This window comes from Paenibacillus sp. FSL R10-2736, assembly GCF_038000245.1.
Lineage (GTDB): Bacteria > Bacillota > Bacilli > Paenibacillales > Paenibacillaceae > Paenibacillus_AQ > Paenibacillus_AQ phytohabitans.
This window is the reverse complement of record NZ_JBBOBN010000001.1, coordinates 707,818-734,125: the sequence shown is the minus strand read 5'-3', so window position 1 is coordinate 734,125 and position 26,308 is coordinate 707,818. Positions and strand designations below refer to the sequence as shown.

Sequence of the window (26,308 nt, the reverse complement as noted above, 5' to 3'; positions counted from 1 at the left end):
GGCCAGAGTATATAGAGGCTTACCTTGCCGGATAAACGAAACAGCCAGCCCTCTTCACCGGGGGCTGGCTGTTTGCTGTCCGTAGGCCTTGTTATTTCTCCTGCTTCATCGCCCGGTAAGCACCCGGGGTGACATGCTCCTTCTTGCGGAAGGAGCGGATGAAGTTCTGCGGATTATGATACTGGAGACGTTCGCCGATCTCTTTGACCGTCATATCGCTTTCTGCCAGCCATTTCTTGGCCGTCTCCAGCCGGTAGCTCATCAGATATTCGCTGAAGGTCATCCCGAACTCCTTCTTGAAGATACTGCTCAAGTAGTTCGGGCTGTAATGCAGGCGCTCGCCGATCAGCTCAAGTGACAGCTCCTGATCATATTCCGTCCGTACGATACCCGCAATCTGGTCAGACAGGCCGCGGAACTGGCGGGTGGTCTTCTCCTTCATGCAGGTTACCATCGGGTGAATAACCTCTTTCACCAGGATGCGTTCAATCTCTTCCGGATTGCGGATATCCAGCAGCCGGTGGTACAGGGCGTAATTATCCTGGGTCAGCAGCACCTCTACACCGATCAGCTGTTCCAGCTGAATCAGGTTGTTCACGAAGCGGATCAGGGTAACCTCGAAGTTGAGCGGGTTCTTGCTGTGCTTCATCATCTCCCCGAGCAGCGGATAGAGTGAACGGGATACACGTTCTTCATCACCAAGGCGGATCGCATCGAATAGCTGCGATTCCAGCTCCGAAGGGTAATGCAGCAGCACCGGGCCTGAAATCACCTGCGAGATATCCTCATAAAAGATAATCGATTCCTTCCCCAGATTCAGCCGGTGATGCAGCGCCTGCTTGCTCATCTCGCAGGCTTCCCTGCTGCCGGTCAGGTCGGTGTAGAACCGGCTGATGCCGACGCTGACCGAGAGCTTGAGCAGGTCCCTCACGGTCTTGATGATCCGCTTGGCATCCTCCAGGACCTGCTTGCGGTTCTCCTGCTCGCTTGCCCCCTCAAAGACCAGGATCGTTGCCTGCGTCTTGTCATTGAGCAGAATCGGAATCATTCTCCGCGAAGCCGGAACCAGCTCTTCCACCAGCTTGTTCACGGCAACAAGCAGCAGATTCTTATCGTTGGCCTGACGTTCCCCGTAATTATCGAGCTGGATCAGCATCGTGGCGAAATGCGTATGCTCCGTAAGCGAATACCCGAAGCGGGCCATATTATGCTCCAGCTCTTCCGCCGACATGCTGCCCCGGAACAGGTTCAGGATACACTGGGTTTCCAGCTGCGGCATCTCCTGCTCCAGCAGCCCCTCCAGACTCTCTTTCTCCGACAGGATCGTATCAATCGACGTAATAATCCAGTCAATCTCATCCTTGGGGGCGGGCTGGCCCTCCCCGGCAAGCTTCCGCTGGATCTTCTGGATACGCCTGGTGAAATGAAGTGCCGTACTATAAGCTACAGCCACAATCAGCAGCGTAATCATCAGGATCATCATAATCAGGCCGAACCTTGTAGCCTTCAGCGCATCCGAGATCTCCTTCTGTTCCAGCAGCGTCACATAGATCCAATTGTTATAGGAAGACTTCGCATAGATGGCTTTAATCTTCTGATGATTAGCCCTCTCCAGCGGCACAATGCCCGCCGGTCCGCCGGTACCTGCAAGCTTCGTAACCCGGCTGAGCTGTTCTCCGGTCAACAGATTCTCTCCCGATGCCGGGTCCGGTTCATAGAGTGTATCCCCTTGCCGGTTCAGCAGAAATACAGGCGTGTTGTCTTCCGTCTGCAGAGTACGCCGGAGCGACTGAAGTGAAATATCGGATAAAGCAATCGCCTGCTTCGTCTGGGAGAAGACCGGCAGGGTGTTCACAAAACGGATGCCTTTATCTGTCTTAATCCAGAAGAGCGACTGCTTTTGATTATCGATATAACTCTCGTACAGGCTCTTCCGGTCTTCGCCGTTTAAATAGGTAAGCCGCCCATTGGAAATCTGCCAATTCTGCTCCAGGCTGATCAGTGAATACTCCACACCGTCCATCCCCAGGGAGGCAATATAATTCAGCTGTGTGTTGACATTGCGGTATGCCTGAAAGTCTGATTCAGTAATCGGATTCCGGATGACTTCGCTGAAGGAATTCGTAGTGCTGTACGTATTGAAGGCATATTCAATGGTTTCAATTTTTTGCTCAAGCGTATTCTTAATCTGGTTAATCAGGCTCTTCTTGCCGTCTGCGACCCGCTCGATAACAGAATGGTTGGTTGTCATGTAAATATAACTGCCGAAGCTGATGACCAGGCCGATGCCAAGCACCAGAATAGGAATGAAAATCTTATAAAACATCCTGCCCTTTTTCATAGATAGGCTCCTTCAAATATGTAATCATTTTCAATTATAGCGCTTTCATATCTTGAATTCCAAGAAATTTTAACGTGTGCATTTTCTCTGCTGCAACTAGCCGAATGTACACCTCTCAAGGCTGGATTCATTCGCAGGCAACACAAACAGGCCCGCCGGAAGCCTCCGGGAACCTTGGATTAACGCCATTCTAACCGTGACAAACCGTGAATCTGCCTAGACGCCCCGTAGTACCCGTAGTAGCAGTAATCTCAGAGCCAATCCTCTGTAAGCAGCTTCCGCAATACCTCCACCTGATCCTTGCCGATCCGGGCCGCGATCTCAGACTCAATATCCTGCTTGATCTCCAGCATACTCCTGCACACCTCAGCCCCCCGCGGAGTAAGCACGATATGCTTGTCCCGGCTGTTCCCCTCTACAATGGCCGTGTCCACATACCCTCCAGCCAGCAGATTGTTGATCGTTTTCTGCGTCCCCTGGCGGGAAATGCTGATCAGCCTGCTAATCTCCGAAATGGACAGCATGACATGCAGCTCGAGCATTGCAAGAATATGTGTTTCGGTCTTATTGAGCTTCTCCCCGCTCGCCATATTCACCCTGTCCCGCAGAACCTTGTGCTTCTCGCTGATTAAATCGACCAGGTTCAAACCAAGGATATACTCTTTCATCATTAAGGCCTCCAATCTATACATGCAATTTAGCGTAAAATCTAATTTTATGAGCTGAGCTTAAGTTGCTAACTAAAATCCTGCACAAAATACAACATTCTCCTCACAATATCGGGCTTATTCGAAAATTGTTGTATAAAAGGCAGCATTCCTCCCTTATTCAAGCGCCTAGACGGAGTAATTCTTGTATTTCATACAACAATCCTTACGAATCTGCCATTATCCATAGGTCCAAGTTGCACTACGTACAACATTTAGGCCTGTCTTCACAGGTGAACTTAAGTCCGCTCGCTTAGCCAGCCGCAGAACCATCCGGGTAACCCTTGCTGCCAATCCGTCTGTCCGCTTGTCCACACACCCGCCTGCCCCCTTATCCGCCTGCCCACCCGTCCGCTTGTCCACTCACCTGTCTCTCCACCCACCCGCCCGTAATATCCAATGCTTGTTCCGCCCTCCATTAACCAGCTGCTTGTGTTAGATCTAGTCTTAAGGTGCATTGGATCTAGATTGATAATTGTCAACTAGGTTGACAATAACTCCGCCCCCTGCTACTATAAGTGAGGTTTGAAAAACTTATATTTAAGGGAGTTTGAGAAATGGGCAGCAATAAAAAGGAAGCTTTAATTTTCACCAGCCTCATGTGCTTTTTCATGGTCGTTTTCATGTCTTTTTATAATGTAATCATCTCTAACGGATTCAATAACAGGCTGTTCGCCGATGTGGCGATTGGTCTGCTGCCGGCACTTGCCGTTGCCTTGTTCTGCGATATTGTTGTGGTCAGTAAAATCGCCAAAGGCCTGGCCTTCAAAATCGTAAAGCCTTCCGCCCCGATGATCAAGAAAGTACTGACGATCTCATGCTTCATGGTCTGCGGAATGGTTATCCTCATGTCTCTATATGGCACACTAGCACACTTCGGATTCGGGGACAACTTCTTACGTCATTACTTCTCTATCCTGGGACTCAACTTCATCTGTGCCTTGCCGCTGCAGCTGATTGTTGTCGGTCCGCTGACCCGTTTCCTGTTCACCCGGATGTTTCCGGCTCCGGCTGCAGCGCATAGTGCCTGACGTTTGCTTGATTTAACCAGTCTGCGGGTAATAATGGATATCTTTCACAACTGGATTGAATCAGCCAATAGAAAGGATGTTGTGCCATGCTCAGCCGAAAGGATGGTATCTCTCTTCTCCTATTAGTCGTGGCTCTTGTACTGATTAACTGGTTTGGCCGTTCACTCGATGCCCGGTTCTGGACGTATTTCACTCTGTTCGCCAATTGTATTCTCGTTCAGGGCGTATTCATTACACTCACGAATGTGTTCAAGGCGAGACTGAACCGCAAAGCCTCCAAAGGACTCATTCTGTTGTCCCTCCTCACAGGTCTGATTTCATTTGTAGTTATCTTCTCTTCTGCTATGGATCTGGTGAACCAGATCTTCCTTGTCATCATCCAGATGCTGATCACTTATGCGGAGGCCCTATTGCTCCGGCGGGAATTCAGGGCAGATGAAGGCCGGAAAATCTAAGCATGTCTGCCGCTCTCCGGTGGCGCAAATAAAGGGTCTTCTACAAGCTATTTCCCAGCTTGTAGAACACCTTTATCTGGTTAATCCTATATATTATTTATCGGATGAATGACTGGTTGCCACGGAGCTGTACACTGCCGCCGGCAGAATAGAAGGCCAGGCCCGAGCAGGTTCCTCCGGGGAAGACCAGGCTGGTGATTGCGGAGAGGCCGTCATTGGCGAACACCTCGACCGAACACGCATCCAGCAGGATACGCAGGTTCTTCAGGCTGCCAATTCCCCCGGTGCTCTGTAGATCCGGGAATATTTCCGAGAAGCCAGTCTCGCCGGACTCATCTCTGCGGAGGGTTAGAGTGCCTTCGGCAGAAGAGTAGATGAGTTCTGTATGCTCGGTATCTGTATGATGCAGCGTCAGTACCCGCGGAATCGTCATCGCTCCGCACCAGCCCTGGCTTGGATTATGATTGGCATATGCCAGTTGCTCATCCAGCCGATGAGGATTCTCCGCCCGTCCGCAAGCTGGAATGTCGGAGAAGCTGACCCCCGCGTAGTTATCCTTGCCATAGTCCAGCCAGCGGATGTCGCTGTGCTCCGGCGTGAACACGGAGCCATCGAACTCACCGACGAAATATTGCGTCCGCAAGCCGTATCTCTGCCCGCTGTCATCACCGATACTGACCAGCAGCACCCACTTACTTTCCTCTGTCCCTTCAACCGGGAGCTGGAACAGGTCCGGGTATTCCCATACCGCATCATGAGAGCATGCGCCGTTGCCGAATTCGCTCTCCAGACGCCACTCCCGCAGATTCGGGGAGGAGTAGAACGTAATCGTCTGATCCGTCGCCAACACCATAATCCATTTCCCGTGAGCTTCAGACCAGAATACCTTCGGATCACGGAAATCCGCCTTGGAAGGATGGGTCAGCACCGGGTTGCCTGCATACTTGATCCAGGTCCGGCCATTGTCATGGCTGTAGGCCAGGCTCTGTCTCTGCACGGCAGGCGACGTTTCCGTCGGCTCCAGATGATCGGTGTAGACTGCAACGATACCCGGTTTCTCCGGGAACAGTCCGCTCGTATTGTTCCAGTCTACGGCTGCACTGCCGGAGGACGCGTAGCCGTGCTCGTCCGGATACAGCGCAATGTCCAGCTTCTCCCAGGATATCAGGTCTTTACTAACTGCATGTCCCCAGTGCATCGGCCCCCAGATAGAGGAATGCGGATGATACCTGAGCAGAACAAAGATGCCCCTTAGGCGCCCGAGATACGGGCAGCTATGGGGCATCTTTTTTGCTTTGACGCTAAGAACCCAATCATTACCTGCTGTTTTCATCACAGACACCTTGGCCTAGTCGTAATATGATAAGCAAAATATCATACGACTGAAGGAGCAGCTTGTGCATGAACACGAAACACGAATTCGATAATCTCATGGCATTTGCCAAGGATTTAATCAATGAGAATCTCGGCTTTTATTATGATATAAATTACGGCTACTTCCAGCCGGAGACCCACCCGATTGTAGACTTCATACGACTCATCGGCAGGCGGATTCAGAGCCAGCTGATGCTGATGCCCGCACTCTACGGTGAGATCGACCAGATGGAGCGGATTTTCTCGGACAACCTGTTCTTTGATGAGTGGGCAGAGGTTACCCTGGACGGAAAGAGCTTCCACTTCCTGATGAGACAGATTGACAACAGCAGCAGGATCATTCACCTGGCGCGCGATCTGGTCTTCCCCTCCCCCTGGATTCCCCGGAAACTGCGCGACAGTCTGATCCGCATAGGGGAAGGTACTCTGAACGGCAGCTGGAGACAGGATATCGGCCATGAAGTCACACTGTGGCTTCCAATGGGTATCTCCTTCGTGGAAGGCTCGGGACACCATTCGGTGACTGCGGGGATCATCAAGGGCGAAGGGGAACTCTACCCTACCTCGGTGTATGACATCAGCCCCATCTATGATCATGTATATACCGACGGCAAGTATTATTACAGAACGCATGATCATTCCGTAATCTCCGAGGTTCATTTCGCAGAGTGTGCCGCTATCTTTGAAATCGGCCGGATTATGGCGGCGCAGAAGATTATTTTCTGAGGCCTGCGCGGCACGTTACAAGGGCTGTGCTAAGCGCCATGGATTGGCTGCTTGGCACAGCCCTTTGTTTTTGTACGGGACGCCCCGCTTCCGGCGGATTTAGAGGGATTTATCCCTCTCGTTTGCCGATGATCAGCATCGACAGCACTTTTTTGCAGGGAAATTCTGTTCTTGCAAACACGTACCCCGCCATGGCCCCCATGAACACCGACATCCCTGCACTCACCACGGCAAAAACAACCGAGTTATAGAATATAACGAGAAATCCAGCGTCTGCCCGATAGGCTTCATTGCGGCTCACCCTTATTCATGATAGTCCATTCTTTTGGTCAGCTTGAAGTAACCCACGGAGACCACTACCAGCATAAGCGCGGTGACCACGGCCACTGTTGCGCCATATCCATAGTTGCTGCCGGCTTCGCCCCCGAAGAACTGGTGGAAGGTATACAGGAACGTCAGTTCCGTAGCATTATTCGGTACGCCGTTCGTGAGGACGAGGAAGGGACCCATGGATTTCAGCGTGCCGAAGCGTACTGGAGTCCGTGACTCCGCATTCTCTCGTTTCTATCTTTCCGGCGGTTCATCCGCGCGCTTTCAGGCACATAAAAAGCAGCCACCCCTGATCAGCGACTGCTGTGCTCCTATCTGAGTTTACTGTTTGTACCCGGGCAAGCCTTAGCTGCCCTAATCTTACTAAAGCAAGATCCACTTAGGGGAGCGGTCAGGCACTGTGGGTACTGGTTCCTTAGATCACTTAGATTACCTTGCTGCTTCAGCTATCCCCGTCCTTCACGAGCCGATGGCAATCTTGCTGCGGTATTTGTCTGCCCACTGCGCGAAGGTCGTCAGCGGGATGCCATACTGCTTCAATGCCCCGATGTCCACCAGGAACCCTACTTCGTTCCTGTAAGCTTGTGAATTGACCACACTGGGATGCATTCCCTGCGCTATGGCTTCGGCAGGACGGAGTGAGGAGGAAGTAACTTGTTGCCCTGTGGCCCTGCTCAGAGCTGCAGCAACCTCGCCCATCGTAAGAGATTCACCGGCCAGGGCAATATTCTTGCCGCTGAATGCAGCCGGATTCTCAAATGCGGCACATGCGAAGGCACCGATGTCATCGGCTGCAACCATATCAAGACGCGTGTCCGTCTTCAAGGCCGTGAAGAGCTTGCCTTGATTAAGCTGCGGAAACATAAACCGTGACGTGGGCTCCGCCAGATTCTCCATGACCCAGGTAGGCTGCAGGATCGTCCAGGAAGGAAATCCGGCATTGCGGACATACTCTTCGATCTCCCATTTATCCTGCCAATAGTGCACCAGCGAGTCCGGAACATGATGATACGGGGGCTGTTCGATACCGGCAACCGATGCATGGACGAATTGGCCTGCACCGGCGTTCAGCGCCGCTACTACCAAAGCTGACGCATAACGCTTCTCTGAATCATCTCCCGATCCGTCCAGCGGTGACATGGAGAAGACGCCGGTGACGCCGCGCAGCGCTTCAGTCAGCGAGGCCGGATCGCCCATATCGCCGCGCACCGCTTCGGCACCGGCTTCGACTAGCCGTTGTGCCGCTGGTGCGCCTGGGTGCCGGGTCAGAATTCGCACCCGGTGTCCATGCGCCAGCAGTACACGAGCCACCTTGCCTCCTTGAGTTCCTGTCGCACCGATTACCAGAATTAGCGAGCTTGAGCCTTCATTATTTATGGATCGTTCCATATAAGTCCCCTCCAGGATAGGAATAAGGTAAGGTGCATTAAAATGAACGTTCAGTTTGATTTGCCTAAAAAATATATTCATCCTTACTTGAAGAATCCGCGGCAATCCCAAGAGCTGCGGCTGCCGCTTCATTCAGAACTTATACAACAGCTTTATTAAGGCTGACTGCATTCCAGCAAAACTGAATGGCACTCTGGATAGCCTCATCTGTCAGCTTCTCTTGTCTGGCCAGATAGGCCTTCTCCAAATGGGCAATAGCACCGAAATGCATCAGAACCATGTGCCGCGGTTCAAACGCACTGAACAGCTTCTGCTCAGTGGCCTCCGTATAGAGCGCAGCCAGCCGTCCGCAGCTCTCCCGGTTGGCTTCCTGCCTAATTGCTTCGTCAATATAGGGCGAGAAGGAGTATTGCTCCAGAAACTGAAAGGGATAGGGATATTCCATATTGAAGCGGATGACATTCTCCCAGAACCGCCAAAAGCGCTCCCGAATAGATCCTTCCCTGTTAAAGTCCGTGTAAATAGCTTCATTATAGAATCTGACAATGGCTCTAAAAAGCTCATTTACAACCTCTTCCTTACTCTTAAAGTAATAGTAAATGCTTCCCGTCGACACACCCGATTCCTTGGAGATCAAGGCCATGGACGTGGCCTGTAGATCTTTCTCAATCAGCAGGCGAAGCGTAGTTTCCAGAACAGCGCGCTGAACCTTATGATAATCTCTGAACATGACGCTCCTTTCCCCGGTCACCTCTTATAACCGAACGTTCACTCGAAAATAATTTTAAGCCTGGGCACTCTTGTTGTCAAGAGAGCCCAGGCTTAAATGATCAGTATTTCATCCAACTGTGTCGCTAAGCTCAAGTCATTCGGCCGCGAATCCGCTCTCAGCAGACGGTTCACAGCCCCTTACGTCGTAGCCCTCTTCACCAGCTGAAACTCCAGCTGCTGGTGCTCCGCTTCCGTGCCTTTGAGTCTGCCAAGGATCAGCTGAAAGGCATTCTGTGCCTGTGCGGCAATCGGATTATAAATGGAGGTAATCCCCAGCGTATGAGCCAGCTCGGTATTATCGAATCCGACAACCGCCAGCTCTTCCGGAACCTTCACACCCATCCTCCGTGCCTCGTTCAGCACACCAGCCGCTACCAGATCATTGGCGCACAGAATGACATTCGGGCGTTCGCCCGGATTCAGCAGCAGCTCGCGGACCAGCTGTTCCCCCTGGCGGATAGAATAGATGCCGGTAGGCGACCAGTCCGGCTGAACAGGCAGGTTGTATTTGCGGACAATATCTTGATACGCCTGCATCCGCCCGGAGGTATTCATGCTGGTCGGCCTGCCAAAAGCATTGGCGATCCTCGTGTATCCCCGGGCGATCACATGCTCCAGCCCCAGCATATATCCGTCATACTGGTTCATGGCCACACTCTGAATTTCCGGACGCTCCATCCGCTGCCAGGACACAATCGGCCCGTATTTGCCATAGGAGCTGAGGAGCTCCAGATCGTTGACACAGGTGCTGATGACCAGCGCATCGACTCTTTTCCGCCGCATATCCTCGAAGGCCTGCAGCTCTTTGACCGGATCACCTCCGGAAGTATAAATGATCGTCTGGTAGCCGTACTGGCTGGCGGTCTCAACGAAGCTGTTCAGAAACGGCAGCATCACTTCGTTGATCCCTTCCGTAACCATACCGATCTGCTCCGTCTGCCCTTTGGACAAGGAAATAGCATTGCCGTTCGGCACGTAGTCCAGCTCTTCCATGATCTTCATGATGGTATCCCGCGTCCCTTGGCTCACATGGGGGGAATGATTCAGCACCCGCGAGACGGTGGCTTTGGAGAATCCCGACAGCTTGGCAATTTGATCAAGATTCGACATGAGGCTTCTCCTTATATAAATTGTTATCTCCAAAAAAAACACTTGACATGTAACGCGTTTCAACATTTAGCATTCCATTATAGGACATATTATTAGCTTACCATATCTGAATCCATAACTATAAAAAGGCGGGATATTGCATGAGTATTAAGTTTCCTGAAGGCTTCCTGTGGGGCGGCGCTGTAGCTGCCAACCAGCTTGAAGGCGCATATAACGAGGACGGCAAAGGCTGGTCGACCCAGGACGTCGCTCCGCAAGGGATCAAAGGTCCGATTACTGAAGTTCCGACTGAAGATAATATGAAGCTGGTCGGAATCGACTTTTACCACCGGTACAAAGAGGATGTGAAGCTTTTTGCCGAAATGGGCTTCAAAGTCTTCCGTACCTCTATTGCCTGGTCGCGGATTTTCCCGAACGGTGATGAGCTGGAGCCTAATGAGCAAGGCCTGCAGTTCTATGATGATCTGTTCGACGAGCTGCATAAATACGGTATCGAGCCGCTTGTTACCCTCTCCCACTACGAAACACCGCTGCATTTGTCCAAGCAGTATAACGGCTGGGTTAACCGCGATTTAGTCGGCTTCTACGAACGGTATGCCAGAACGGTATTTACCCGCTACAAGAACAAAGTGAAATATTGGCTGACCTTCAACGAGATCAACTCCATTCTACATGAACCGTTCATGAGCGGTGGTATTTACACGCCGAAGGAGCAGCTCAGCAAGCAGGACCTGTACCAGGCAATTCATCACGAGCTGGTAGCAAGTGCACTCGCCGTGAAGATTGGTCATGAGATCAACCCGCAGTCCCAGATCGGCTGTATGATCCTTAGTATGCCGACTTATCCGCTCACTCCGAACCCGGATGATGTAATCGCAGCGATGAAGTCGGAGCATATGAATTATTTCTTCGGGGATGTTCATGCGCGAGGCGTATATCCGGGCTATATGAAGCGTTACTTCAGAGAGAACGGCATTGAAATCCATATGGAGCCTGGCGATGCCGAGATTCTGAAGCACACGGTAGACTTCATCTCCTTCAGCTACTATGTGAGCATCTGTGAGACGGGAGACGAGAATAAGCGCAACCAGACCGAAGGCAACCTGTTCAGCGGTGCAGCCAATCCGTACCTGAAGGCTTCCGAATGGGGCTGGCAGATTGACCCGCAGGGTCTGCGTTATGTGCTGAACATGTTCCATGACCGTTACCAGAAGCCGTTGTTTATCGTCGAAAATGGTCTCGGTGCCAAGGACGAGCTGATCACCGGCGAAGACGGCATACCGACCGTCAATGACGACTACCGGATTGGGTATTTGAATGACCACCTGGTGCAGGTGGGCGAAGCAATCGAGGACGGCGTAGATGTTATGGGCTACACCTCGTGGGGCTGTATTGACCTGGTCAGCGCTTCAACCGCACAGCTCAGCAAACGTTACGGCTTCATTTATGTAGACCGCCACGACGACAATACCGGCACACTTGAGCGCTACCGCAAGAAATCCTTCCACTGGTATAAGGACGTTATTGCGTCCAATGGAGAGAGCTTGCAGCGTTAAGCTCTTCTTTCCCACAAAAGGCAGCCATTCCGGCTGTCTTTTTGGTTGGAATAGGCTAACCTTATGGTAATTTCCATACGATTAGCCTATTTTCATTGTAAGCATAATCACCTCCGGTTCATCGTTATCTGCTTCTATCAAGAACACCGAAGATGTGTTATCATCACGCATTTTAGCTGCGGGAAGCCAGCCGCGCTCTTGATTACCCGGAAGTTAGTGAGTAGGAATGAGATTCCGTTATTTGAGCAAAATCGGCGAAATTACAGGTCAATCGGACTCAGAATCCCTTATATGCCCCGTCACGCCCTCTTTCGGATTCAAATGAACAAGATAACGGAATCTCAGTCCGCTTCACTCTTTGGATAAACATTCGCCTAACACCACTCACCTTACTACAGTATATTCTCGCAGTAGAAACATCTGTTTCCAACACACATCCCCCTAATAAGTGGAAATTATATACTTGATTATATAATTTCAGTCGGTAAAATTGGATTAAGTGGATAAACGACACTTATTTTTCCTAGACTCGGCTCCTCATAGCTACTACCAGATGATTAAGTGCCTTTTACTCCTCCTCCCCGGCTCGAATATTTTGGAAGTAGCGGAACAGGCAGGCTTTGCCGATCTGAGCTACTTCAGTAAAGCTTTCAAAAAAAGCTACGGCCAAGCCCCGCAAAGCTACCGTAAGGCACATTCCACGAGCTCCGGGTAGAACTCAGGTTTGCACTTGCTTCCAACCCTGCCAATGGCAGCGGGACCATGCATGGCATCCCATTCACTGCACCGCATAGGCCGGCACAACACCGGCAGCTCCTCTTGCCGCTCCAGTATAGGACGAGCAGCCGGAGGCCGTCTCTTCCTGCCCTTTCCTTCCCTCTCCCCTCCGGAGCTAAACTGAAAGTATATATTTCAGAGGAACAAAGGTTATAACCAGAAGCGGAAGGACCGGAGGGGAAATTTGGAACTGTAGGAGCGATAGCGTCCGCCTTTGTTTCCCGATTTCAACTGCAAATTGCAGTCTAAATCAAGAAATCGGGAAACAACAGCGGCCGGAAGTCCAAATGTTCACCGCAGTGACGCCGCAGCTTCCCGTTAGCACCTTAGCTTCATCGCCTATAGACATTCAGATAGCTCCTTTACCATTTTGCAACTAATTTCCAGAAAGGTTGGGATATACTAGGCACAGATGAATCATAAGGAGAGTAACTGGATGAACAAATTCATACCCGGCCTGAGCGGCCTTCTATTCTTAAGTATAATCACCTCCGGCTGCGGCACCCTGAAGGCGCCAAGCGATCTGCTTCAGGCTCCGGCACAGGGCAATGCCGATGGCACCTTAACCGGGATCGTGAAATTATATCTTCCCGCCAATTCGCATTTAACAGTGCCCGTCCATTCCGAATCCGGCAGCGCCATTCAATTGCAGGATCTCGACAAGGACGGACAGGATGAGCTGCTGGCCTTCTATAAGACAGACCAGACCGATTATGAAATCAATACCCTCCTGCTCTCGCAAAAGGACGGGAAGTGGAGTAAACTCGCCACTCTGACCGGGGTAGGCAGTGAGCTGGATTACGTGGCGTTCACCGATGTTACCGCAGATGGAGCGGAGGATCTGCTGCTTGGATATAGCGGCGGGGAAGGACTAAGTAAAGAGTTATCTGTCCACAGTCTGAACAGCGGCAAATTATCCGAGATTCTCAAGCAGCCCTATGATCAGGTAGTGGTTGGGGATCTGACCGGGGAAGGGCAAACCGATATTGCTGTACTCCAGGGAACCTATATCACAGATACACAACCCGAGACGCACCTTCAGCTGCTCCGGCTCCAGGGCGGTACACTGCAGACCCTGTCTGATCAGAAGCTTGACGGGAACGTAATTGGGGCCCAGTTTGCCAAGGCATCCCCTACCCGCAGTGCCTTATTCATCGATGCCGCAGTGGGTGCGCACTCCTCCTACACTTCGCTGCTGACTTGGGAAAATAGTAAATTTACTGATATACTGGCATCAGATGATTATCAGCGTACTGCGCTTGCCGGGAGCAAGGATCTTGTACTCACGCCGCTGGCACCGGAGCCTGACGGAATGCTCGGCAGCAATAACATGGCCATCAAGGATTACCCTCTGGCCAGCACAGATATTAACGGTGACGGGATTGTCGAGATCGGCTTTCTCGTACCGCCTGCGGGTACCGAGAGTTACGCCCCGCTGGCCACTCCGTTCATCACCAAGTATTATCAATGGGATGGCGGAACCAGCCTGAAGTTCGTGGAAGAACAGTTTGACCGCTGGGGCTTCAACTTCCATATTCCCCGGAGCTGGGCTGGCCGTACGATTCTGGAGACACCGGGAGAGTCACCGGCGCCATGGGAGAATATCCGCTTCAGCTACAAGAATGCGGAATCTGCCCGGCAGGCCCCGCTGCTTGAGCTTCGCCTGCTGGCCAAGAAGGACTGGGCTGCAGCAGAGACTAAGCTGAAGTCAGAGAATAGAGAATATAAGCTGCTGTATGAGCTGCAGAATACCAATGATGATACGGCGCCAACGGTGTTCGTTGCGGTCATGCCCGCTGCCGGTGCAGCAGCCAAGCTGCAGGGTGCTTCCCTTCAGGAGTATAATCAGCTGAAGCTGACCCTCGAGGAAGTAGTGCAGCTGGCCGGCACGCCGCAGAAGCCCCGGCAATAATAAGGAGGCTGTTCATGAAAGTGCTGATACTGGAAGATGAGAAGCCGATCCGGGATCTTCTGTGTGTGAATCTTAAGCGTGCAGGCTTCGAAGTCGCTGAGGCTTCTACCGGTGAAGAGGCTCTGAGAAGCGCAGGGGAACGGAAGGATTTTGACATCGCCATTCTGGACCTGATGCTTCCAGGCATGAGCGGCTTCGAGGTATGCACCCGCCTCCGGGGACAGTTCCCCCGGCTCGGAATCATTATGCTCACAGCCAAAAGCCAGGAAGTAGACAAGGTCATGGGCCTCGAAGCCGGCGCAGACGATTACGTGGTCAAGCCGTTCAGTCCGGTTGAGCTGGTCGCGCGGGTGCGCTCCCTGTACCGCCGGATGTATCCCGGAGAAGCTCTGCCGCAGGAGAACAACCTGGAGCTTCCGCCTTTTACCCTTCTGCTGGATGAACGGAAATTACTGAAGGACGGGCAGGATATCCCGCTGACCCCGACCGAATTCATGATCGTCAAGCTGCTGATGGAGCAGCCGAACAAGGCGATGAACCGGGACGATATTCTGACAGCCGTGTGGGGGCAGTATTTCATGGGAGACCTTAAGATTGTAGATGTGAATATCAGCCGAATCCGCCAAAAAATCGGGCAGGAGTCCTCCGGGCCGCAGTTCCTCGAAACGGTGTGGGGATTCGGCTATATATGGAGGGGCTAACTTTGCTAAAGGGAATCAGGTCCAGGCTTATCGTCTATATTACCCTTATGCTGCTCCTGATCGTCCTGCTGCTGGAGGGAGTTTTTATTGCTGCCGTCCACTACTACTATCTGGGCAGCGCGATGGAAACTTTGAATTCCCGGGCCGCTACTTCAGCGACTTTTTTCAACAAGTATCTGGAGGGTTATACCCTGAGTGAACGGGCACGTTATATTCTGGAGAATCTCTCTCCTGAAGAGAGCAGTAAGGTGGAAGTGCTGAGTCCGGCCGGGAACGTCATTATTAATTCCTTCGGCTTCTCAAGTCAGGAGAAGGTGAATACCCCTGATGTGAGAGCAGCGCTGACCAGCGGCAAAGGAAGCTTCCAGAGTCTTAAGCCGTTACAGGGTGAGCGGATTATAGCCGTCTCGATTGCACTTAAGGAATCCGGAAGTACGATTGGCGTGCTGCGTTACTCTGTTTCTGCGGAGCCTTTATATGCCGTTATTATGAGAATTGTGCTGAATGCAGCCGTAGTCGGCGTGCTTGTAATTGGATTCGGGTTCGTGATGAGTCTGCTGATCGCCAAAAGAATCGTGGGTCCGATCCAGCAGCTGACCGGGGTTGCGAAGGAAATGGCCACCGGCAATTTCACCGTACGGGCGGCCAAACCATATGATGATGAGGTCGGTACGCTCGCGGTTACACTGAATTATATGTCCGAGGAAATTCTCAAAAGCGAGAAGATCAAATATGATTTCATCTCCTCTGTCACTCATGAGCTGCGCACTCCGCTTACTTCGATCAAAGGCTGGGGCGAAACACTGCTGGTAGGTGATTTATCGGATAAACAAGAGACCCTGCAAGGTCTTGAGGTCATGACCGGGGAGACCGACAGGCTCATCGGACTGGTCGAGGATCTGCTGGACTTCTCCAAATTCCAGGCTGGTGAGATCAAGATCGTACGCCAGCCTTATGATCTCAGGGGACTGCTTGAGGATCTGCTGCTGCAGTTCAGATACCGGGGGCAGACGAAAGAGATCCGCCTCTATGCCGAGCTTCCTGATCAGCCCCTGCCGGTAGACGGTGATTTTAACCGCCTGAAGCAGGTTTTTGTCAATTTGCTGGACAACGCCTTCAAATTCACTCCTGCCCAGGGAGCCATCCGCCTTACAGCAGTGTTACACGGGGAGCTCATCATCACCACCGTAGCCGACAACGGCGAAGGCATCGAGGCCGCAGACCTGGCACAGCTCGGCACCAAATTCTTCAAAGGACGGTCCCGCCAGTCCGGAAGCGGCCTGGGCCTGGCCATCTGCAAGGAGATCATAGAGCTGCATGACGGGCGGCTGCGGATCGAAAGTGAATTCACCAAGGGTACCTCCGTGATTGTGGAGCTGCCGCTTTACCGGCTGGAGCAGCATCTTCCTCCGCCGGTGTATCTGTGAGCTTGGACCTCCCCGTGCGCAGGAATGCTGGCCGGATATTCGGCCTTCATTTTCCTGCCACGGCTATCTCAATAACCGGCTGTGTCTCCATCGAGACATTCCCTGCCACAGCTCTGGAGATCATACAGGACTCCTCTGCCATATGTGCCAGCCGCTCTGCCTTCTTCAGTTGGGCCGCTGTCGCATCTGCCTGGAGCACCACCCGCGGCTTGTGCACGATCCGTTCGTACGTAAATACATTATTCGTGACATCTACCGTCGCCTCTGACTCCAGTGTCAGTTCCTGTGGTACAATATCTGAACGCTCGAGCATCGCTGCCAGTGTAATCAAATAACAGGTCGAGGCTGCCCCCAGCAGCATCTCATCAGGATTCGTTCCGGTTCCCGGACCGCCCATCTCCTGCGGAATCGAGATTACCGTGCGGAGTCCGCCTGCTTCGATATGCCCCTCACTGTTTCGTCCGCCGTTCCATACTGCCTTCAGGTGAAAAGGATGCTTCATCTCCCTCAATCCTCTCTTGTTCATTTCGGATACTTATACATTCTTCTCAAGCACTCCCGCCCCGCCGTAGCAGGCCCTGTACAGCTTTGGTCTAAATGCGTCCAATCCGCCGGTTCTCCAGCCGTTGGTCTGCCTGTTTGTATACATGGTAGATCATCTCGGTCAGATTCACGATTCCAAGAGACCTTTCTTCCAGCACAGCGTAGGTGTTGGACCCCATATCACAATTCATACGGGCACCGTCAAAATATATCCGTTCCACCGGCGTATGCCCATGAATCACCGGCCTGCCGTTCGTTAATGTAAGCAGCTCTTCCCGCGGCTGCCGGTAGAACTCATATTCCGTCATCCACAGAATATCCCGGCTCTGCTGCTCCAGAGGCTCCACTGTACAAAGTCCGGCATGTGTATACACAAATTCTTCATCTGCATAATACAGGGGCAAGGAATAAGCCCATTCCATATGCGCCTGCCGCTCCTTCTGATCGGAAAAAGCACGGGCAAAGCTCTCAAGCGTGTCATGCCCGCCATGGCTCAGCCAGAGCTTGTCACCGTTTTTGATGTAATCGCCCATCATTTCTTCATGATTGCCGATGAGCGCGTGAACCTGGCCGGGATGCCGGTCCGTGAGTTCTTTAATATATTTTACTACACCTGCCGAATCTTTCCCCCGGTTAATCATATCCCCGCCAAAGACCAGCTGATCCCGCTTCAAGTCAGCCCCGGCATGCCTGAGCAGGAGCTCTAACCCCTCTTTGTCGCCATGGATATCTGTCATGAAGAATTTGCGCATGATGTCCCTACTTTCTGCTGAATCCAGTCTACCTCATTAACAGATATAATGCATGGGTCAGTGCTATTCCCCAACACAATACGTAAGGAGATTAATATTTATATAGCTTAATGATTAATTAGATGAGCGGAGCACGGCAGACTCCCGCATTAATTCCCAGGCTGTTATAGTGCTGTTTGATATTAATAATCGCATGCCCGCTTATGACCCGTGATACCAGATCCTCGACCGGGTTAGCATCAACCTGTTTATGCTGAAGCAGCTGTTCGACGGTATGTTTAATTTCCTGCGGATATATATTACCAGCCACACTTGAGAGACCATTACATCCGCCTGTGACGAAATTGTCCACAAGCTTGACATCTCCTGCAGCAAACATGATGAAATAGTCCGGGTAAGTTAGCAGCAGATGACGCTGCAAATCACCTGTTTCTTTATAGCCAACGATGTTGGGGTACCGGTTAATTAACGAATGAAGCGATTCTGGAGTCAAATCGAAACCGGTCCGGCCGGGATTATTATACAGAGCCACCTGCTTGGTCGTATGGCTAAGCAGTTCCTCTATATAAGCAACTGCCTGCTCCTGCGTGGGCCGGATATACGGAGGGAAACCGATCAGAATTACATCGATTACGGAGGTCTCCAGCGCCTTCACCAGACGTACCGCATCCCGTGTTCTTATAGCGGAAGCCCCGAAGACAAGCTCAATATCCTGAAAGCGCTGCTGGTCAAAATATTCAATGATCTGCAGTCTCTCCTCTATGCTCATGGAATGCTGCTCACCGGTACTTCCTGAGACAAGCAGTGATTCTATACCGTTCCGCTTCTGATACTCTACAATGGCCTTAAATCCGTCAACATTTAAGCTTTCATCCTCCCGGAAAGGAGTCGGTATAGCTACATTTAAACTTTTCATCGTATATTCCTTTCTATGGCGAGCCAGACAGCTAGGATCTGGACAGGAATTTGTCTTCCATTGCATCGAGGAGCGTGAACATCAGTTCATTGGATGCTTTTACCTTCTCATGCTGATTCACCATCTCAGACTGCGTTTGAACATACTCCTCCCGCTTCAGCTGCTCGGCACAGTTACCGATGATTTTCCGGATGCTGGGGTCATTAACCTCCAGATGAAACTGCAGGCCGGCTACATAATCCTCATATTCAAAACACTGATGGGTACAGCCCAAGCTGAACGCCAGCCTCTTGGCTCCGGCGGGTAAGCTGAAGGTATCTCCATGCCAGTGAAACGGTACAAACTGCTCCGGGAACGCTTTGAAGAAGGTAGACGTTTTGGCCTCCCCGGTCAATCTCACAGGGAACCAGCCGATCTCGTTCCACTTGTTTTTATAGACTTCACCGCCGATTTGTTCGGCAATCAGCTGGGCTCCCAGACAGATTCCAAGCGTCAGCTTGCGCGAGCGGATGGCTGCGTCAATAAAGGATTTCTCCCCCTTCAGCCAGGGGATCATTTCCTCATCATAGACTCCCATCGGTCCGCCCATGATTACGAGCATATCAAACTCATCAATAGATGGCAGAGCCTGTGCTTCATACATTAAGGTTGTTGTAAGCACATGCCCTCTATTCCCGGCCCAGACTGCAATTTCCTCCGGCGCTTCAAAAGGGACATGCTGCAGGCAATGAATTCTCATCTCTCCACCTCATTCAATAAATTTTCAATGACCTACACTCACACCATCTTCCTCTAATGTAAGTATGTTCTGCGTTGCCTGGAGGAGTCCTCCCTTAATAATAAACAATCCTATGTTTTTTCCTGCTCCAAAGCACAAAAAAAGTCCTGATGAATCAAGGGCTGCTTGATCATCAGGACTGTCTTTCCTGTAGCAAAAGGTATGGCTTTCTTTTATTTTTCTTTTACGGCAGGTTCATAGATCAGACAGCGCAGCATCTTACTCGGATAGCGGAACTCCGCATTATATTTGCTGCCGTCTTCCAATAACACATCCACTGCTACCATCCCGCGTTTGTTGTTCACCTCAGTATCGGTCAGATAAGCTTTGACTATCTTTCTTTTCTCTCCCTGCTTGTCCTTCACGACCTGAGTAGCTTTATTGATCCAGCTGTTATCCTTGAGGATGGCAGCTGCGGCAGCTGAGGCGATAGGCGTTCTTTTCAACGCCCCATTAATGGCTGTCGTATCCACTGCGATCCCGGTCTCCGGATCGATCTGCACATCATATTCCCAGAATTCCTGGCCTTGTCCGCGCAAGGTAGAGGACTTGTACGGAGCGAAGTGAACCCTCCAGGTTGAACGAAAGCCATATTCCTGTTCAGGTAGAGCAACATAGGTGTTTAGCTTGGACACATCAGCATCATACAGCCTGCGCACACTTTCAGCCGCCAGCGCCTCTACTTCAGACTTGCTATACTTCTGCGGAAGGGGAGGCGCAGTCACATATCGTTTGGATAATACATAATTCAAGCGGGAGTACCAGTCGATCAGTTGCAGATGCTCTTCATCGGTCCAGGTCTTCTCTGGATAGTGGTACGTATTGGTATTCATATCCAGATACAAAGCACCCTGACCCGGCTCTAGGGGCATTGGCTTCTGGGGCCGTACGCCATCATATACATACTGATCTTGCAGAACCAGATGGCGTTTCATTTCCGAATCGGTCATTTCCCGGCCTGAAACATTGGGATCACCCGGCTTCTCTATATAATCATAGATCTGCTGGATTTGCACCTCGGTCATCTGCTTAAGCAGATCATCATTCACGGTAGATACCGGCGCCGGTGCTTCCACCTTCAGTACAGGAACCGTACTTCCTGTCAGATTAAGCTGGCTATTGCCCTGCGTTGCCGTACTGTTCTTAGCGACGACTGCAGAGTTCATCAGGCTGGGGACGAGAAATGCACTGGCTGCGAATACACCTCCAGAGACTAAGATGACAGCCACCGTAGCCGACCATTTGTTTGTTTTCAATTGTATTACCTCCATCGGATTAAGATACTAACTCTGTCTATACCTTAATCCCGGGATGTTATAGAGTAGAGGGGCAGTTGTTATGGAGTTGTAAAAAGATGCGGATGCTGGTCCCTTGTCCAAGGACAGAATGCAGCTCAACCCTGGCCTCATGCGCCTCGGCAATCTGCCGGCACAAGGAGAGGCCGAGGCCAGCATTGCCGTAGGTCCGCGAACGTGCCCGGTCTGCGCGGTAGAACGGCTCGAACGCACGCTTACTCTGCTCTTCCGTCATGCCGCCTCCGCTGTCTTGCACTTCCAGCACCCCTTCCCCGTTCTGCTCAAAGGCCAGCAGGCAGATGGTGCTGCCTGGCCGGGAGGCAGGAATGGCATTCTCAATCAGATTTACCAGAAAGGATGCCAGAAGATCCGCATCTCCCCACACGGCGGGAATGGAGCTGTCCATCTGCAGCAGTAACCCGTGCTCTGCTGCCTTCTGCTGCTCGGTCTGCGCTACCGCCCGGAACAGGGCTGCCACATCCACCTCTGCCTGTACCAGTGGCTGATGCCGCAGAACGGACAAATCAAGCAGCTTGAAGGCCAGATTCTTGAGCCGGACAGTCTCAGTTAAAATATAGTGACCGGCCTTGATCTGATCTTCCTGGCCAATATTCGCCGAGGTGAGAAGTTCAGCAAATCCCTGCATGCTGGTCAGCGGCGTCCGCAGTTCATGGGCAAGATTATCAACCATCCGCTGTTTATCCTCGGCCATGCCTGCAAGGTCCGTCATCCGCTGCTCCACCACAGCAGCCATCCGGTTAAAGTTGAACGCCAGTTCCCCGAATTCATCCCTGCTGTTCAGCTCCACACGGTTAGAATAGTTTCCTTCGGCAATCGTTTTGGTCGTCTCGGATAGCAGCTTGAGGGGCCTCGTCAGGTGCCGGATCAGAAGGTAGAGCAGCAGCACCAGCAATGGACCGACGATCCAGTTAATCATTACGAAAAAGCGGTTAAGCTCCTGCTGCTGGGCATACAGCCCGCTGATGTCGCGCTTGTAAGTCAGCTCCAGATGCTGATAAGGAGCAGGGAGCGGCATAGCCAGCGTCATCACATGATCATCCTGCACAGCGCTCTTCCCTGCCTGATAGGGGTAGATAAGCTGTCCGTCCTCCCGCAACTCCAGTCCTATTCCCTGTTTGCGGTAGTGTTCCCCATACGACTTAGCCACACTGACCATCAGTGCAGGGGTGAGGGTTAGGCCACGTGTCCGGATCGAATCCAGATTCTCGTATATATTGTTGGTGATGAGCAGCTGTTCACTGGCCGCACGCCTGGTTTCGCTATCCATATTCAGCTGCCAGCTTTTTTTCATCACCATTATCACACTAACATCAAGAGCTGCTATGAAGAGAACCAGGACGGCGAGCAGAATTTTATGCCAGAACCGCATGGCTAGACCTGAACTTCCAGGCGGTAGCCCAGCTTGAATACAGTTTTGATCCGTTCTTCCCAGCCGAGCTTTTTGCGCAGCTGGCGGATATGAACATCCACGGTGCGGGTGTCTCCGGCAAAGTCATAACCCCAGGCCAGCTCCAGCAGCTTTTCTCTCGAAAGGGCGATATTCCGGTTACGTATCAGTACTTCGAGCAGCTCAAATTCTCTGGTAGTCAAATCAACCGGCAGCTGATCTACCCGGACCTGCCGTTCCGGAAACCTGACTTCCACCGCATCGCAAATAAAAGCAGGGGCAGCTTGTTCATTCCTGCGCAGCACCACGTTAATCCGGGCCAGCAGCTCCAGGATTTCAAACGGTTTGATTATATAATCCTCCGCACCCAGCTCGAAGCCTCTGATGCGGTCGGAGAGTGCATTTTTGGCCGTAATCAGAATGACCGGAATCCGCAAAAGAGCGATCTGCTGCATCACTTCAAACCCGTCGAGACCGGGAAGCATCACATCGAGCAGGATAAGATCCGTCCGCTCCTGTTCCAGCATTCCGGCAACCTCTGAGCCGGTATACACTTTGGAATACGTGTGTCCAACCAGCTTAAGATTCATGGTAATTAAATCACTGATCGGCTGTTCATCTTCAACTACTAATATATGAGCCATCTACTAAATATCCTCCTGATTCCTGTAATAGCAAAATGTTCCGTTAACTATTTAACCTTTATCATATCAGATTTCAGAGTGTACATGACATTTCACGGTGTACTATGGATTCTATAGTTATAAAAGTCGCGCCAAACGCAACAAAAAAGCCATTGTCGATTGCTCAACAATGGCTTCATGTGCTTGGCGGCGTCCTACTCTCCCAGGACCCTTCGGTCCAAGTACCATCGGCGCTGGAGGGCTTAACGGTCGTGTTCGGGATGGGTACGCGTGGAACCCCTCCGCTATCGCCACCAAACATGATTTTTCGAAGCTTCCGCTTCTCGAAATCGCTGCAGAAAATATCAAACCATAGGTTTAACATCCTGCCAGGCTTGATCGCCTGAAAACTGAATCCGAAACGAATCTGCGTTGTTCGAAATTTGGATAAGCCCTCGACCGATTAGTATTGGTCAGCTCCATGCATTGCTGCACTTCCACCTCCAACCTATCTACCTCGTCGTCTTCAAGGGGTCTTACTAGTTGGGAAATCTCATCTTGAGGGGGCTTCACGCTTAGATGCTTTCAGCGCTTATCCCGTCCGTACGTAGCTACTCAGCCATGCTCCTGGCGGAACAACTGATGCACCAGCGGTACGTCCATCCCGGTCCTCTCGTACTAAGGACAGCTCCTCTCAAATTTCCTGCGCCCACGACAGATAGGGACCGAACTGTCTCACGACGTTCTGAACCCAGCTCGCGTACCGCTTTAATGGGCGAACAGCCCAACCCTTGGGACCTACTTCAGCCCCAGGATGCGATGAGCCGACATCGAGGTGCCAAACCTCCCCGTCGATGTGGACTCTTGGGGGAGATAAGCCTGTTATCCCCAGGGTAGCTTTTATCCGTTGAGCGATGGCCCTTCCATGCGGTACCACCGGATCACTAAGTCCGACTTTCGTCCCTGCTCGACTTGTAGGTCTCGCAGTCAAGCTCCCTTATGCCTTTGCACTCTGCGAATGATTTCCAACCATTCTGAGGGAACCTTTGAACGCCTCCGTTACTCTTTAGGAGGCGACCGCCCCAGTCAAACTGCCCGCCTGACACGGTCCCCGTACCCGGTAAGGGCACTAGGTTAGAACCTAGATACGATCAGGGTGGTATCCCAACGGCGCCTCCGCAGAAGCTTGCGCTCCTGCCTCTACGGCTCCCACCTATCCTGTACAGATCGTACCCAAATTCAATATCAAGCTGCAGTAAAGCTCCATGGGGTCTTTCCGTCTTGTCGCGGGTAACCTGCATCTTCACAGGTATTAAAATTTCACCGGATCTCTCGTTGAGACAGCGCCCAAGTCGTTACGCCATTCGTGCGGGTCAGAATTTACCTGACAAGGAATTTCGCTACCTTAGGACCGTTATAGTTACGGCCGCCGTTTACTGGGGCTTCGGTTCACAGCTTCGGATTGCTCCTAACCACTCCCCTTAACCTTCCAGCACCGGGCAGGCGTCAGCCCGTATACTTCGCCTTGCGGCTTCGCACAGACCTGTGTTTTTGCTAAACAGTCGCTTGGGCCTTTTCACTGCGGCCCCCTCGGGCTATTCACCCTACCGAGGCACCTCTTCTCCCGAAGTTACGAGGTCATTTTGCCGAGTTCCTTAACGAGAGTTCTTCCGCGCGCCTTAGAATTCTCTTCTCGCCTACCTGTGTCGGTTTGCGGTACGGGCACCTTCTCCTGGCTAGAGGCTTTTCTTGGCAGTGTGAGATCATGACCTTCGCTACTACAATTTTCGCTCCCCATCACAGCCCAGCCTTAGTGATGTGCGGATTTGCCTACACATCAGCCTCACTGCTTAGACGGACACATCCATCAGTCCGCGTCACTACCCTCCTGCGTCACCCCATCGCTCATAGCGGATTACGGTGGTACAGTAATTTCAAACTGTTGCCCTTCGACTACGCCTTTCGGCCTCGCCTTAGGTCCCGACTTACCCTGAGCGGACGAGCCTTCCTCAGGAAACCTTGGGCTTTCGGCGGATCAGATTCTCACTGATCTTTTCGTTACTCATACCGGCATTCTCACTTGTATGCTGTCCAGCGCTCCTTACGGTACACCTTCAACCTGCATACAACGCTCCCCTACCCCAGATGCAAAGCATCTAGCCATAGCTTCGGTGGTGTGTTTAGCCCCGTTACATTTTCGGCGCAGAGTCACTCGACCAGTGAGCTATTACGCACTCTTTCAATGGTGGCTGCTTCTAAGCCAACATCCTGGTTGTCTGTGCAACTCCACATCCTTTCCCACTTAACACACACTTGGGGACCTTAGCTGATGGTCTGGGCTGTTTCCCTTTTGACAATGGATCTTAGCACTCACTGTCTGACTCCCGGCAAGAAGTTAATGGCATTCGGAGTTTGACTGAGCTTGGTAACCCTTGCGGGCCCCGCACCCAATCAGTGCTCTACCTCCACCACTCCATTCACCGAGGCTAGCCCTAAAGCTATTTCGGGGAGAACCAGCTATCTCCGAGTTCGATTGGAATTTCTCCGCTACCCCCACCTCATCCCCGCATTTTTCAACATGCGTGGGTTCGGGCCTTCAGTGCGTGTTACCGCACCTTCACCCTGGACAGGGGTAGATCACACGGTTTCGGGTCTACGTCCACATACTTAGTCGCCCTATTCAGACTCGCTTTCGCTGCGGCTCCGGCTTCTCACCTTAACCTTGCATGTTAAACGTAACTCGCCGGTTCATTCTACAAAAGGCACGCCATCACCCAGTAATAGGGCTCTGACTTTTTGTAAGCACACGGTTTCAGGTTCTATTTCACTCCCCTTCCGGGGTGCTTTTCACCTTTCCCTCACGGTACTGTTTCACTATCGGTCGCCAGGTAGTATTTAGCCTTAGCAGATGGTCCTGCTGGATTCATACGGGGTTTCACGTGCCCCGCACTACTCGGGATCCGTCTCGGAGAGAACACAGTTTAGGCTACAGGGCTTTTACCTCTATCGCGGGCCTTTCCAGACTCTTCGCCTACCATATTCCTTTGTAACTCCATGTGAGACGTCCCACAACCCCAAGGGGCAAGCCCCTTGGTTTAGGCTGTTCCGCGTTCGCTCGCCGCTACTGACGGAATCACTATTGTTTTCTCTTCCTCAGGGTACTTAGATGTTTCAGTTCCCCTGGTCTGCCTCTACATTTCCTATGTATTCAGAAATGAGTAACTGCGAATTACCACAGCTGGGTTTCCCCATTCGGACACCCCCGGATCAAAGCTTGCTTACAGCTCCCCGAGGCAGTTTCGTTGTTCGCCACGTCCTTCGTCGGCTCCTGGCGCCTAGGCATCCTCCGTGTGCTCTTATTAGCTTAACCAATGCGTTTTCCGTTA

The 26,308-nt window shown here is 51.8% G+C and carries 24 protein-coding genes and 2 rRNA genes; 8 read left to right on the top strand and 18 right to left on the bottom strand.

Annotation, left to right across the window (positions count from 1 at the left end; translation table 11 throughout):
* Nucleotides 1–91: 91 nt before the first annotated feature.
* The 3 genes from NSQ73_RS03315 to NSQ73_RS03305 all read right to left on the bottom strand — a co-directional run bounded on the left by NSQ73_RS03315 (nt 92) and on the right by NSQ73_RS03305 (nt 3,467).
* Nucleotides 92–2,341, bottom strand: coding sequence for a helix-turn-helix domain-containing protein (locus NSQ73_RS03315; RefSeq protein ID WP_340985378.1), 2,250 nt, complete (start codon nt 2,339–2,341; stop codon nt 92–94).
* A 251-nt stretch (nt 2,342–2,592) separates the two neighbouring features.
* Nucleotides 2,593–3,012 (bottom strand): MarR family winged helix-turn-helix transcriptional regulator, encoded by a 420-nt coding sequence (locus tag NSQ73_RS03310; protein WP_340985377.1) that lies wholly within the window; start codon nt 3,010–3,012, stop codon nt 2,593–2,595.
* A 275-nt stretch (nt 3,013–3,287) separates the two neighbouring features.
* Nucleotides 3,288–3,467, bottom strand: coding sequence for a hypothetical protein (locus NSQ73_RS03305; protein WP_340985376.1), 180 nt, complete (start codon nt 3,465–3,467; stop codon nt 3,288–3,290).
* A 138-nt stretch (nt 3,468–3,605) separates the two neighbouring features.
* Between NSQ73_RS03305 and NSQ73_RS03300 the strand changes: the two genes are divergently transcribed.
* Nucleotides 3,606–4,079, top strand: a complete 474-nt coding sequence (locus NSQ73_RS03300) for a DUF2798 domain-containing protein (RefSeq protein WP_340985375.1) — start codon at nt 3,606–3,608, stop codon at nt 4,077–4,079.
* Between the two features lie 86 nt (nt 4,080–4,165).
* The gene (locus NSQ73_RS03295; RefSeq protein WP_144026233.1) at nt 4,166–4,534 is read left to right on the top strand and encodes a hypothetical protein; all 369 of its coding nucleotides are present in this window, start codon (nt 4,166–4,168) and stop codon (nt 4,532–4,534) included.
* Between the two features lie 97 nt (nt 4,535–4,631).
* Here NSQ73_RS03295 and NSQ73_RS03290 read toward each other — a convergent pair whose 3' ends face one another.
* Entirely contained in the window at nt 4,632–5,867 is a 1,236-nt protein-coding gene (locus NSQ73_RS03290; protein ID WP_340985374.1) for a glycoside hydrolase family 32 protein, read from the bottom strand.
* A 68-nt stretch (nt 5,868–5,935) separates the two neighbouring features.
* On the opposite strand from NSQ73_RS03290, the gene NSQ73_RS03285 reads away from it, so the two are divergent.
* Complete coding sequence (locus NSQ73_RS03285; RefSeq protein ID WP_042139889.1) at nt 5,936–6,634, top strand: DUF6710 family protein; 699 nt, start codon at nt 5,936–5,938, stop codon at nt 6,632–6,634.
* Nucleotides 6,635–6,743: 109 nt separating this feature from the next.
* Here NSQ73_RS03285 and NSQ73_RS03280 read toward each other — a convergent pair whose 3' ends face one another.
* The 5 genes from NSQ73_RS03280 to NSQ73_RS03260 form a co-directional block, all read right to left on the bottom strand.
* Nucleotides 6,744–6,935: a hypothetical protein gene (locus tag NSQ73_RS03280; RefSeq protein ID WP_340985373.1), complete on the bottom strand. Its 192-nt coding sequence runs from the start codon at nt 6,933–6,935 to the stop codon at nt 6,744–6,746.
* 2 nt (nt 6,936–6,937) lie between these two features.
* Nucleotides 6,938–7,144, bottom strand: coding sequence for a hypothetical protein (locus NSQ73_RS03275; protein ID WP_340985372.1), 207 nt, complete (start codon nt 7,142–7,144; stop codon nt 6,938–6,940).
* A gap of 279 nt (nt 7,145–7,423) precedes the next feature.
* Nucleotides 7,424–8,353: an NmrA/HSCARG family protein gene (locus NSQ73_RS03270; RefSeq protein WP_340985371.1), complete on the bottom strand. Its 930-nt coding sequence runs from the start codon at nt 8,351–8,353 to the stop codon at nt 7,424–7,426.
* Nucleotides 8,354–8,492: 139 nt separating this feature from the next.
* Nucleotides 8,493–9,083 (bottom strand): TetR/AcrR family transcriptional regulator, encoded by a 591-nt coding sequence (locus NSQ73_RS03265; RefSeq protein WP_340985370.1) that lies wholly within the window; start codon nt 9,081–9,083, stop codon nt 8,493–8,495.
* 179 nt (nt 9,084–9,262) lie between these two features.
* Complete coding sequence (locus NSQ73_RS03260; RefSeq protein WP_340985369.1) at nt 9,263–10,234, bottom strand: LacI family DNA-binding transcriptional regulator; 972 nt, start codon at nt 10,232–10,234, stop codon at nt 9,263–9,265.
* A 140-nt stretch (nt 10,235–10,374) separates the two neighbouring features.
* Between NSQ73_RS03260 and NSQ73_RS03255 the strand changes: the two genes are divergently transcribed.
* The 5 genes from NSQ73_RS03255 to NSQ73_RS03240 all read left to right on the top strand — a co-directional run bounded on the left by NSQ73_RS03255 (nt 10,375) and on the right by NSQ73_RS03240 (nt 16,607).
* The gene (locus NSQ73_RS03255) at nt 10,375–11,790 is read left to right on the top strand and encodes a glycoside hydrolase family 1 protein (protein ID WP_340985368.1); all 1,416 of its coding nucleotides are present in this window, start codon (nt 10,375–10,377) and stop codon (nt 11,788–11,790) included.
* 553 nt (nt 11,791–12,343) lie between these two features.
* Complete coding sequence (locus NSQ73_RS34910) at nt 12,344–12,505, top strand: helix-turn-helix domain-containing protein (protein ID WP_445669480.1); 162 nt, start codon at nt 12,344–12,346, stop codon at nt 12,503–12,505.
* A gap of 498 nt (nt 12,506–13,003) precedes the next feature.
* Complete coding sequence (locus NSQ73_RS03250; RefSeq protein WP_076248808.1) at nt 13,004–14,479, top strand: FG-GAP repeat domain-containing protein; 1,476 nt, start codon at nt 13,004–13,006, stop codon at nt 14,477–14,479.
* A 14-nt stretch (nt 14,480–14,493) separates the two neighbouring features.
* Entirely contained in the window at nt 14,494–15,180 is a 687-nt protein-coding gene (locus NSQ73_RS03245; RefSeq protein WP_042139896.1) for a response regulator transcription factor, read from the top strand.
* A 2-nt stretch (nt 15,181–15,182) separates the two neighbouring features.
* A complete protein-coding gene (locus NSQ73_RS03240) occupies nt 15,183–16,607 on the top strand; it encodes a sensor histidine kinase (RefSeq protein ID WP_231575226.1) in 1,425 nt (474 codons plus the stop codon).
* A 46-nt stretch (nt 16,608–16,653) separates the two neighbouring features.
* On the opposite strand, the gene NSQ73_RS03235 is transcribed toward NSQ73_RS03240, so the two are convergent.
* The 9 genes from NSQ73_RS03235 to NSQ73_RS03195 form a co-directional block, all read right to left on the bottom strand.
* Nucleotides 16,654–17,109: an OsmC family protein gene (locus NSQ73_RS03235; RefSeq protein ID WP_042139898.1), complete on the bottom strand. Its 456-nt coding sequence runs from the start codon at nt 17,107–17,109 to the stop codon at nt 16,654–16,656.
* A gap of 91 nt (nt 17,110–17,200) precedes the next feature.
* Nucleotides 17,201–17,902, bottom strand: a complete 702-nt coding sequence (locus NSQ73_RS03230; RefSeq protein ID WP_076248812.1) for a metallophosphoesterase family protein — start codon at nt 17,900–17,902, stop codon at nt 17,201–17,203.
* Between the two features lie 118 nt (nt 17,903–18,020).
* Nucleotides 18,021–18,818: a dihydrodipicolinate synthase family protein gene (locus NSQ73_RS03225; RefSeq protein ID WP_340985367.1), complete on the bottom strand. Its 798-nt coding sequence runs from the start codon at nt 18,816–18,818 to the stop codon at nt 18,021–18,023.
* Between the two features lie 31 nt (nt 18,819–18,849).
* Nucleotides 18,850–19,557, bottom strand: coding sequence for a type 1 glutamine amidotransferase (locus NSQ73_RS03220; RefSeq protein ID WP_336103724.1), 708 nt, complete (start codon nt 19,555–19,557; stop codon nt 18,850–18,852).
* A 212-nt stretch (nt 19,558–19,769) separates the two neighbouring features.
* The gene (locus NSQ73_RS03215) at nt 19,770–20,852 is read right to left on the bottom strand and encodes a hypothetical protein (RefSeq protein ID WP_340985366.1); all 1,083 of its coding nucleotides are present in this window, start codon (nt 20,850–20,852) and stop codon (nt 19,770–19,772) included.
* Between the two features lie 58 nt (nt 20,853–20,910).
* Complete coding sequence (locus NSQ73_RS03210; RefSeq protein ID WP_340985365.1) at nt 20,911–22,203, bottom strand: sensor histidine kinase; 1,293 nt, start codon at nt 22,201–22,203, stop codon at nt 20,911–20,913.
* A gap of 80 nt (nt 22,204–22,283) precedes the next feature.
* Nucleotides 22,284–22,943, bottom strand: coding sequence for a response regulator transcription factor (locus tag NSQ73_RS03205; protein WP_340985364.1), 660 nt, complete (start codon nt 22,941–22,943; stop codon nt 22,284–22,286).
* A gap of 181 nt (nt 22,944–23,124) precedes the next feature.
* Nucleotides 23,125–23,241: ribosomal RNA gene (gene rrf / locus NSQ73_RS03200) — 5S ribosomal RNA — on the bottom strand.
* Nucleotides 23,242–23,365: 124 nt separating this feature from the next.
* A 23S ribosomal RNA gene (locus tag NSQ73_RS03195) occupies nt 23,366–26,292 on the bottom strand.
* Nucleotides 26,293–26,308: the final 16 nt, after the last annotated feature.

What these genes read in the sequence shown, in the direction of transcription:
- NSQ73_RS03205 (WP_340985364.1), bottom strand. Translation starts at nt 22,943, where the DNA reads ATGGCTCATATATTAGTAGTTGAAGATGAACAGCCGATCAGTGATTTA.
- NSQ73_RS03255 (WP_340985368.1), top strand. Translation starts at nt 10,375, where the DNA reads ATGAGTATTAAGTTTCCTGAAGGCTTCCTGTGGGGCGGCGCTGTAGCT.
- NSQ73_RS03260 (WP_340985369.1), bottom strand. Translation starts at nt 10,234, where the DNA reads ATGTCGAATCTTGATCAAATTGCCAAGCTGTCGGGATTCTCCAAAGCC.
- NSQ73_RS03230 (WP_076248812.1), bottom strand. Translation starts at nt 17,902, where the DNA reads ATGCGCAAATTCTTCATGACAGATATCCATGGCGACAAAGAGGGGTTA.
- NSQ73_RS03265 (WP_340985370.1), bottom strand. Translation starts at nt 9,083, where the DNA reads ATGTTCAGAGATTATCATAAGGTTCAGCGCGCTGTTCTGGAAACTACG.
- NSQ73_RS03210 (WP_340985365.1), bottom strand. Translation starts at nt 22,203, where the DNA reads ATGAAAAAAAGCTGGCAGCTGAATATGGATAGCGAAACCAGGCGTGCG.
- NSQ73_RS03235 (WP_042139898.1), bottom strand. Translation starts at nt 17,109, where the DNA reads ATGAAGCATCCTTTTCACCTGAAGGCAGTATGGAACGGCGGACGAAAC.
- NSQ73_RS03305 (WP_340985376.1), bottom strand. Translation starts at nt 3,467, where the DNA reads ATGGAGGGCGGAACAAGCATTGGATATTACGGGCGGGTGGGTGGAGAG.
- NSQ73_RS03245 (WP_042139896.1), top strand. Translation starts at nt 14,494, where the DNA reads ATGAAAGTGCTGATACTGGAAGATGAGAAGCCGATCCGGGATCTTCTG.
- NSQ73_RS03225 (WP_340985367.1), bottom strand. Translation starts at nt 18,818, where the DNA reads ATGAAAAGTTTAAATGTAGCTATACCGACTCCTTTCCGGGAGGATGAA.
- NSQ73_RS03275 (WP_340985372.1), bottom strand. Translation starts at nt 7,144, where the DNA reads ATGGGTCCCTTCCTCGTCCTCACGAACGGCGTACCGAATAATGCTACG.
- NSQ73_RS03310 (WP_340985377.1), bottom strand. Translation starts at nt 3,012, where the DNA reads ATGATGAAAGAGTATATCCTTGGTTTGAACCTGGTCGATTTAATCAGC.
- NSQ73_RS03290 (WP_340985374.1), bottom strand. Translation starts at nt 5,867, where the DNA reads ATGAAAACAGCAGGTAATGATTGGGTTCTTAGCGTCAAAGCAAAAAAG.
- NSQ73_RS03295 (WP_144026233.1), top strand. Translation starts at nt 4,166, where the DNA reads ATGCTCAGCCGAAAGGATGGTATCTCTCTTCTCCTATTAGTCGTGGCT.
- NSQ73_RS03315 (WP_340985378.1), bottom strand. Translation starts at nt 2,341, where the DNA reads ATGAAAAAGGGCAGGATGTTTTATAAGATTTTCATTCCTATTCTGGTG.
- NSQ73_RS03250 (WP_076248808.1), top strand. Translation starts at nt 13,004, where the DNA reads ATGAACAAATTCATACCCGGCCTGAGCGGCCTTCTATTCTTAAGTATA.
- NSQ73_RS03270 (WP_340985371.1), bottom strand. Translation starts at nt 8,353, where the DNA reads ATGGAACGATCCATAAATAATGAAGGCTCAAGCTCGCTAATTCTGGTA.
- NSQ73_RS03285 (WP_042139889.1), top strand. Translation starts at nt 5,936, where the DNA reads ATGAACACGAAACACGAATTCGATAATCTCATGGCATTTGCCAAGGAT.
- NSQ73_RS03300 (WP_340985375.1), top strand. Translation starts at nt 3,606, where the DNA reads ATGGGCAGCAATAAAAAGGAAGCTTTAATTTTCACCAGCCTCATGTGC.
- NSQ73_RS34910 (WP_445669480.1), top strand. Translation starts at nt 12,344, where the DNA reads ATGATTAAGTGCCTTTTACTCCTCCTCCCCGGCTCGAATATTTTGGAA.
- NSQ73_RS03220 (WP_336103724.1), bottom strand. Translation starts at nt 19,557, where the DNA reads ATGAGAATTCATTGCCTGCAGCATGTCCCTTTTGAAGCGCCGGAGGAA.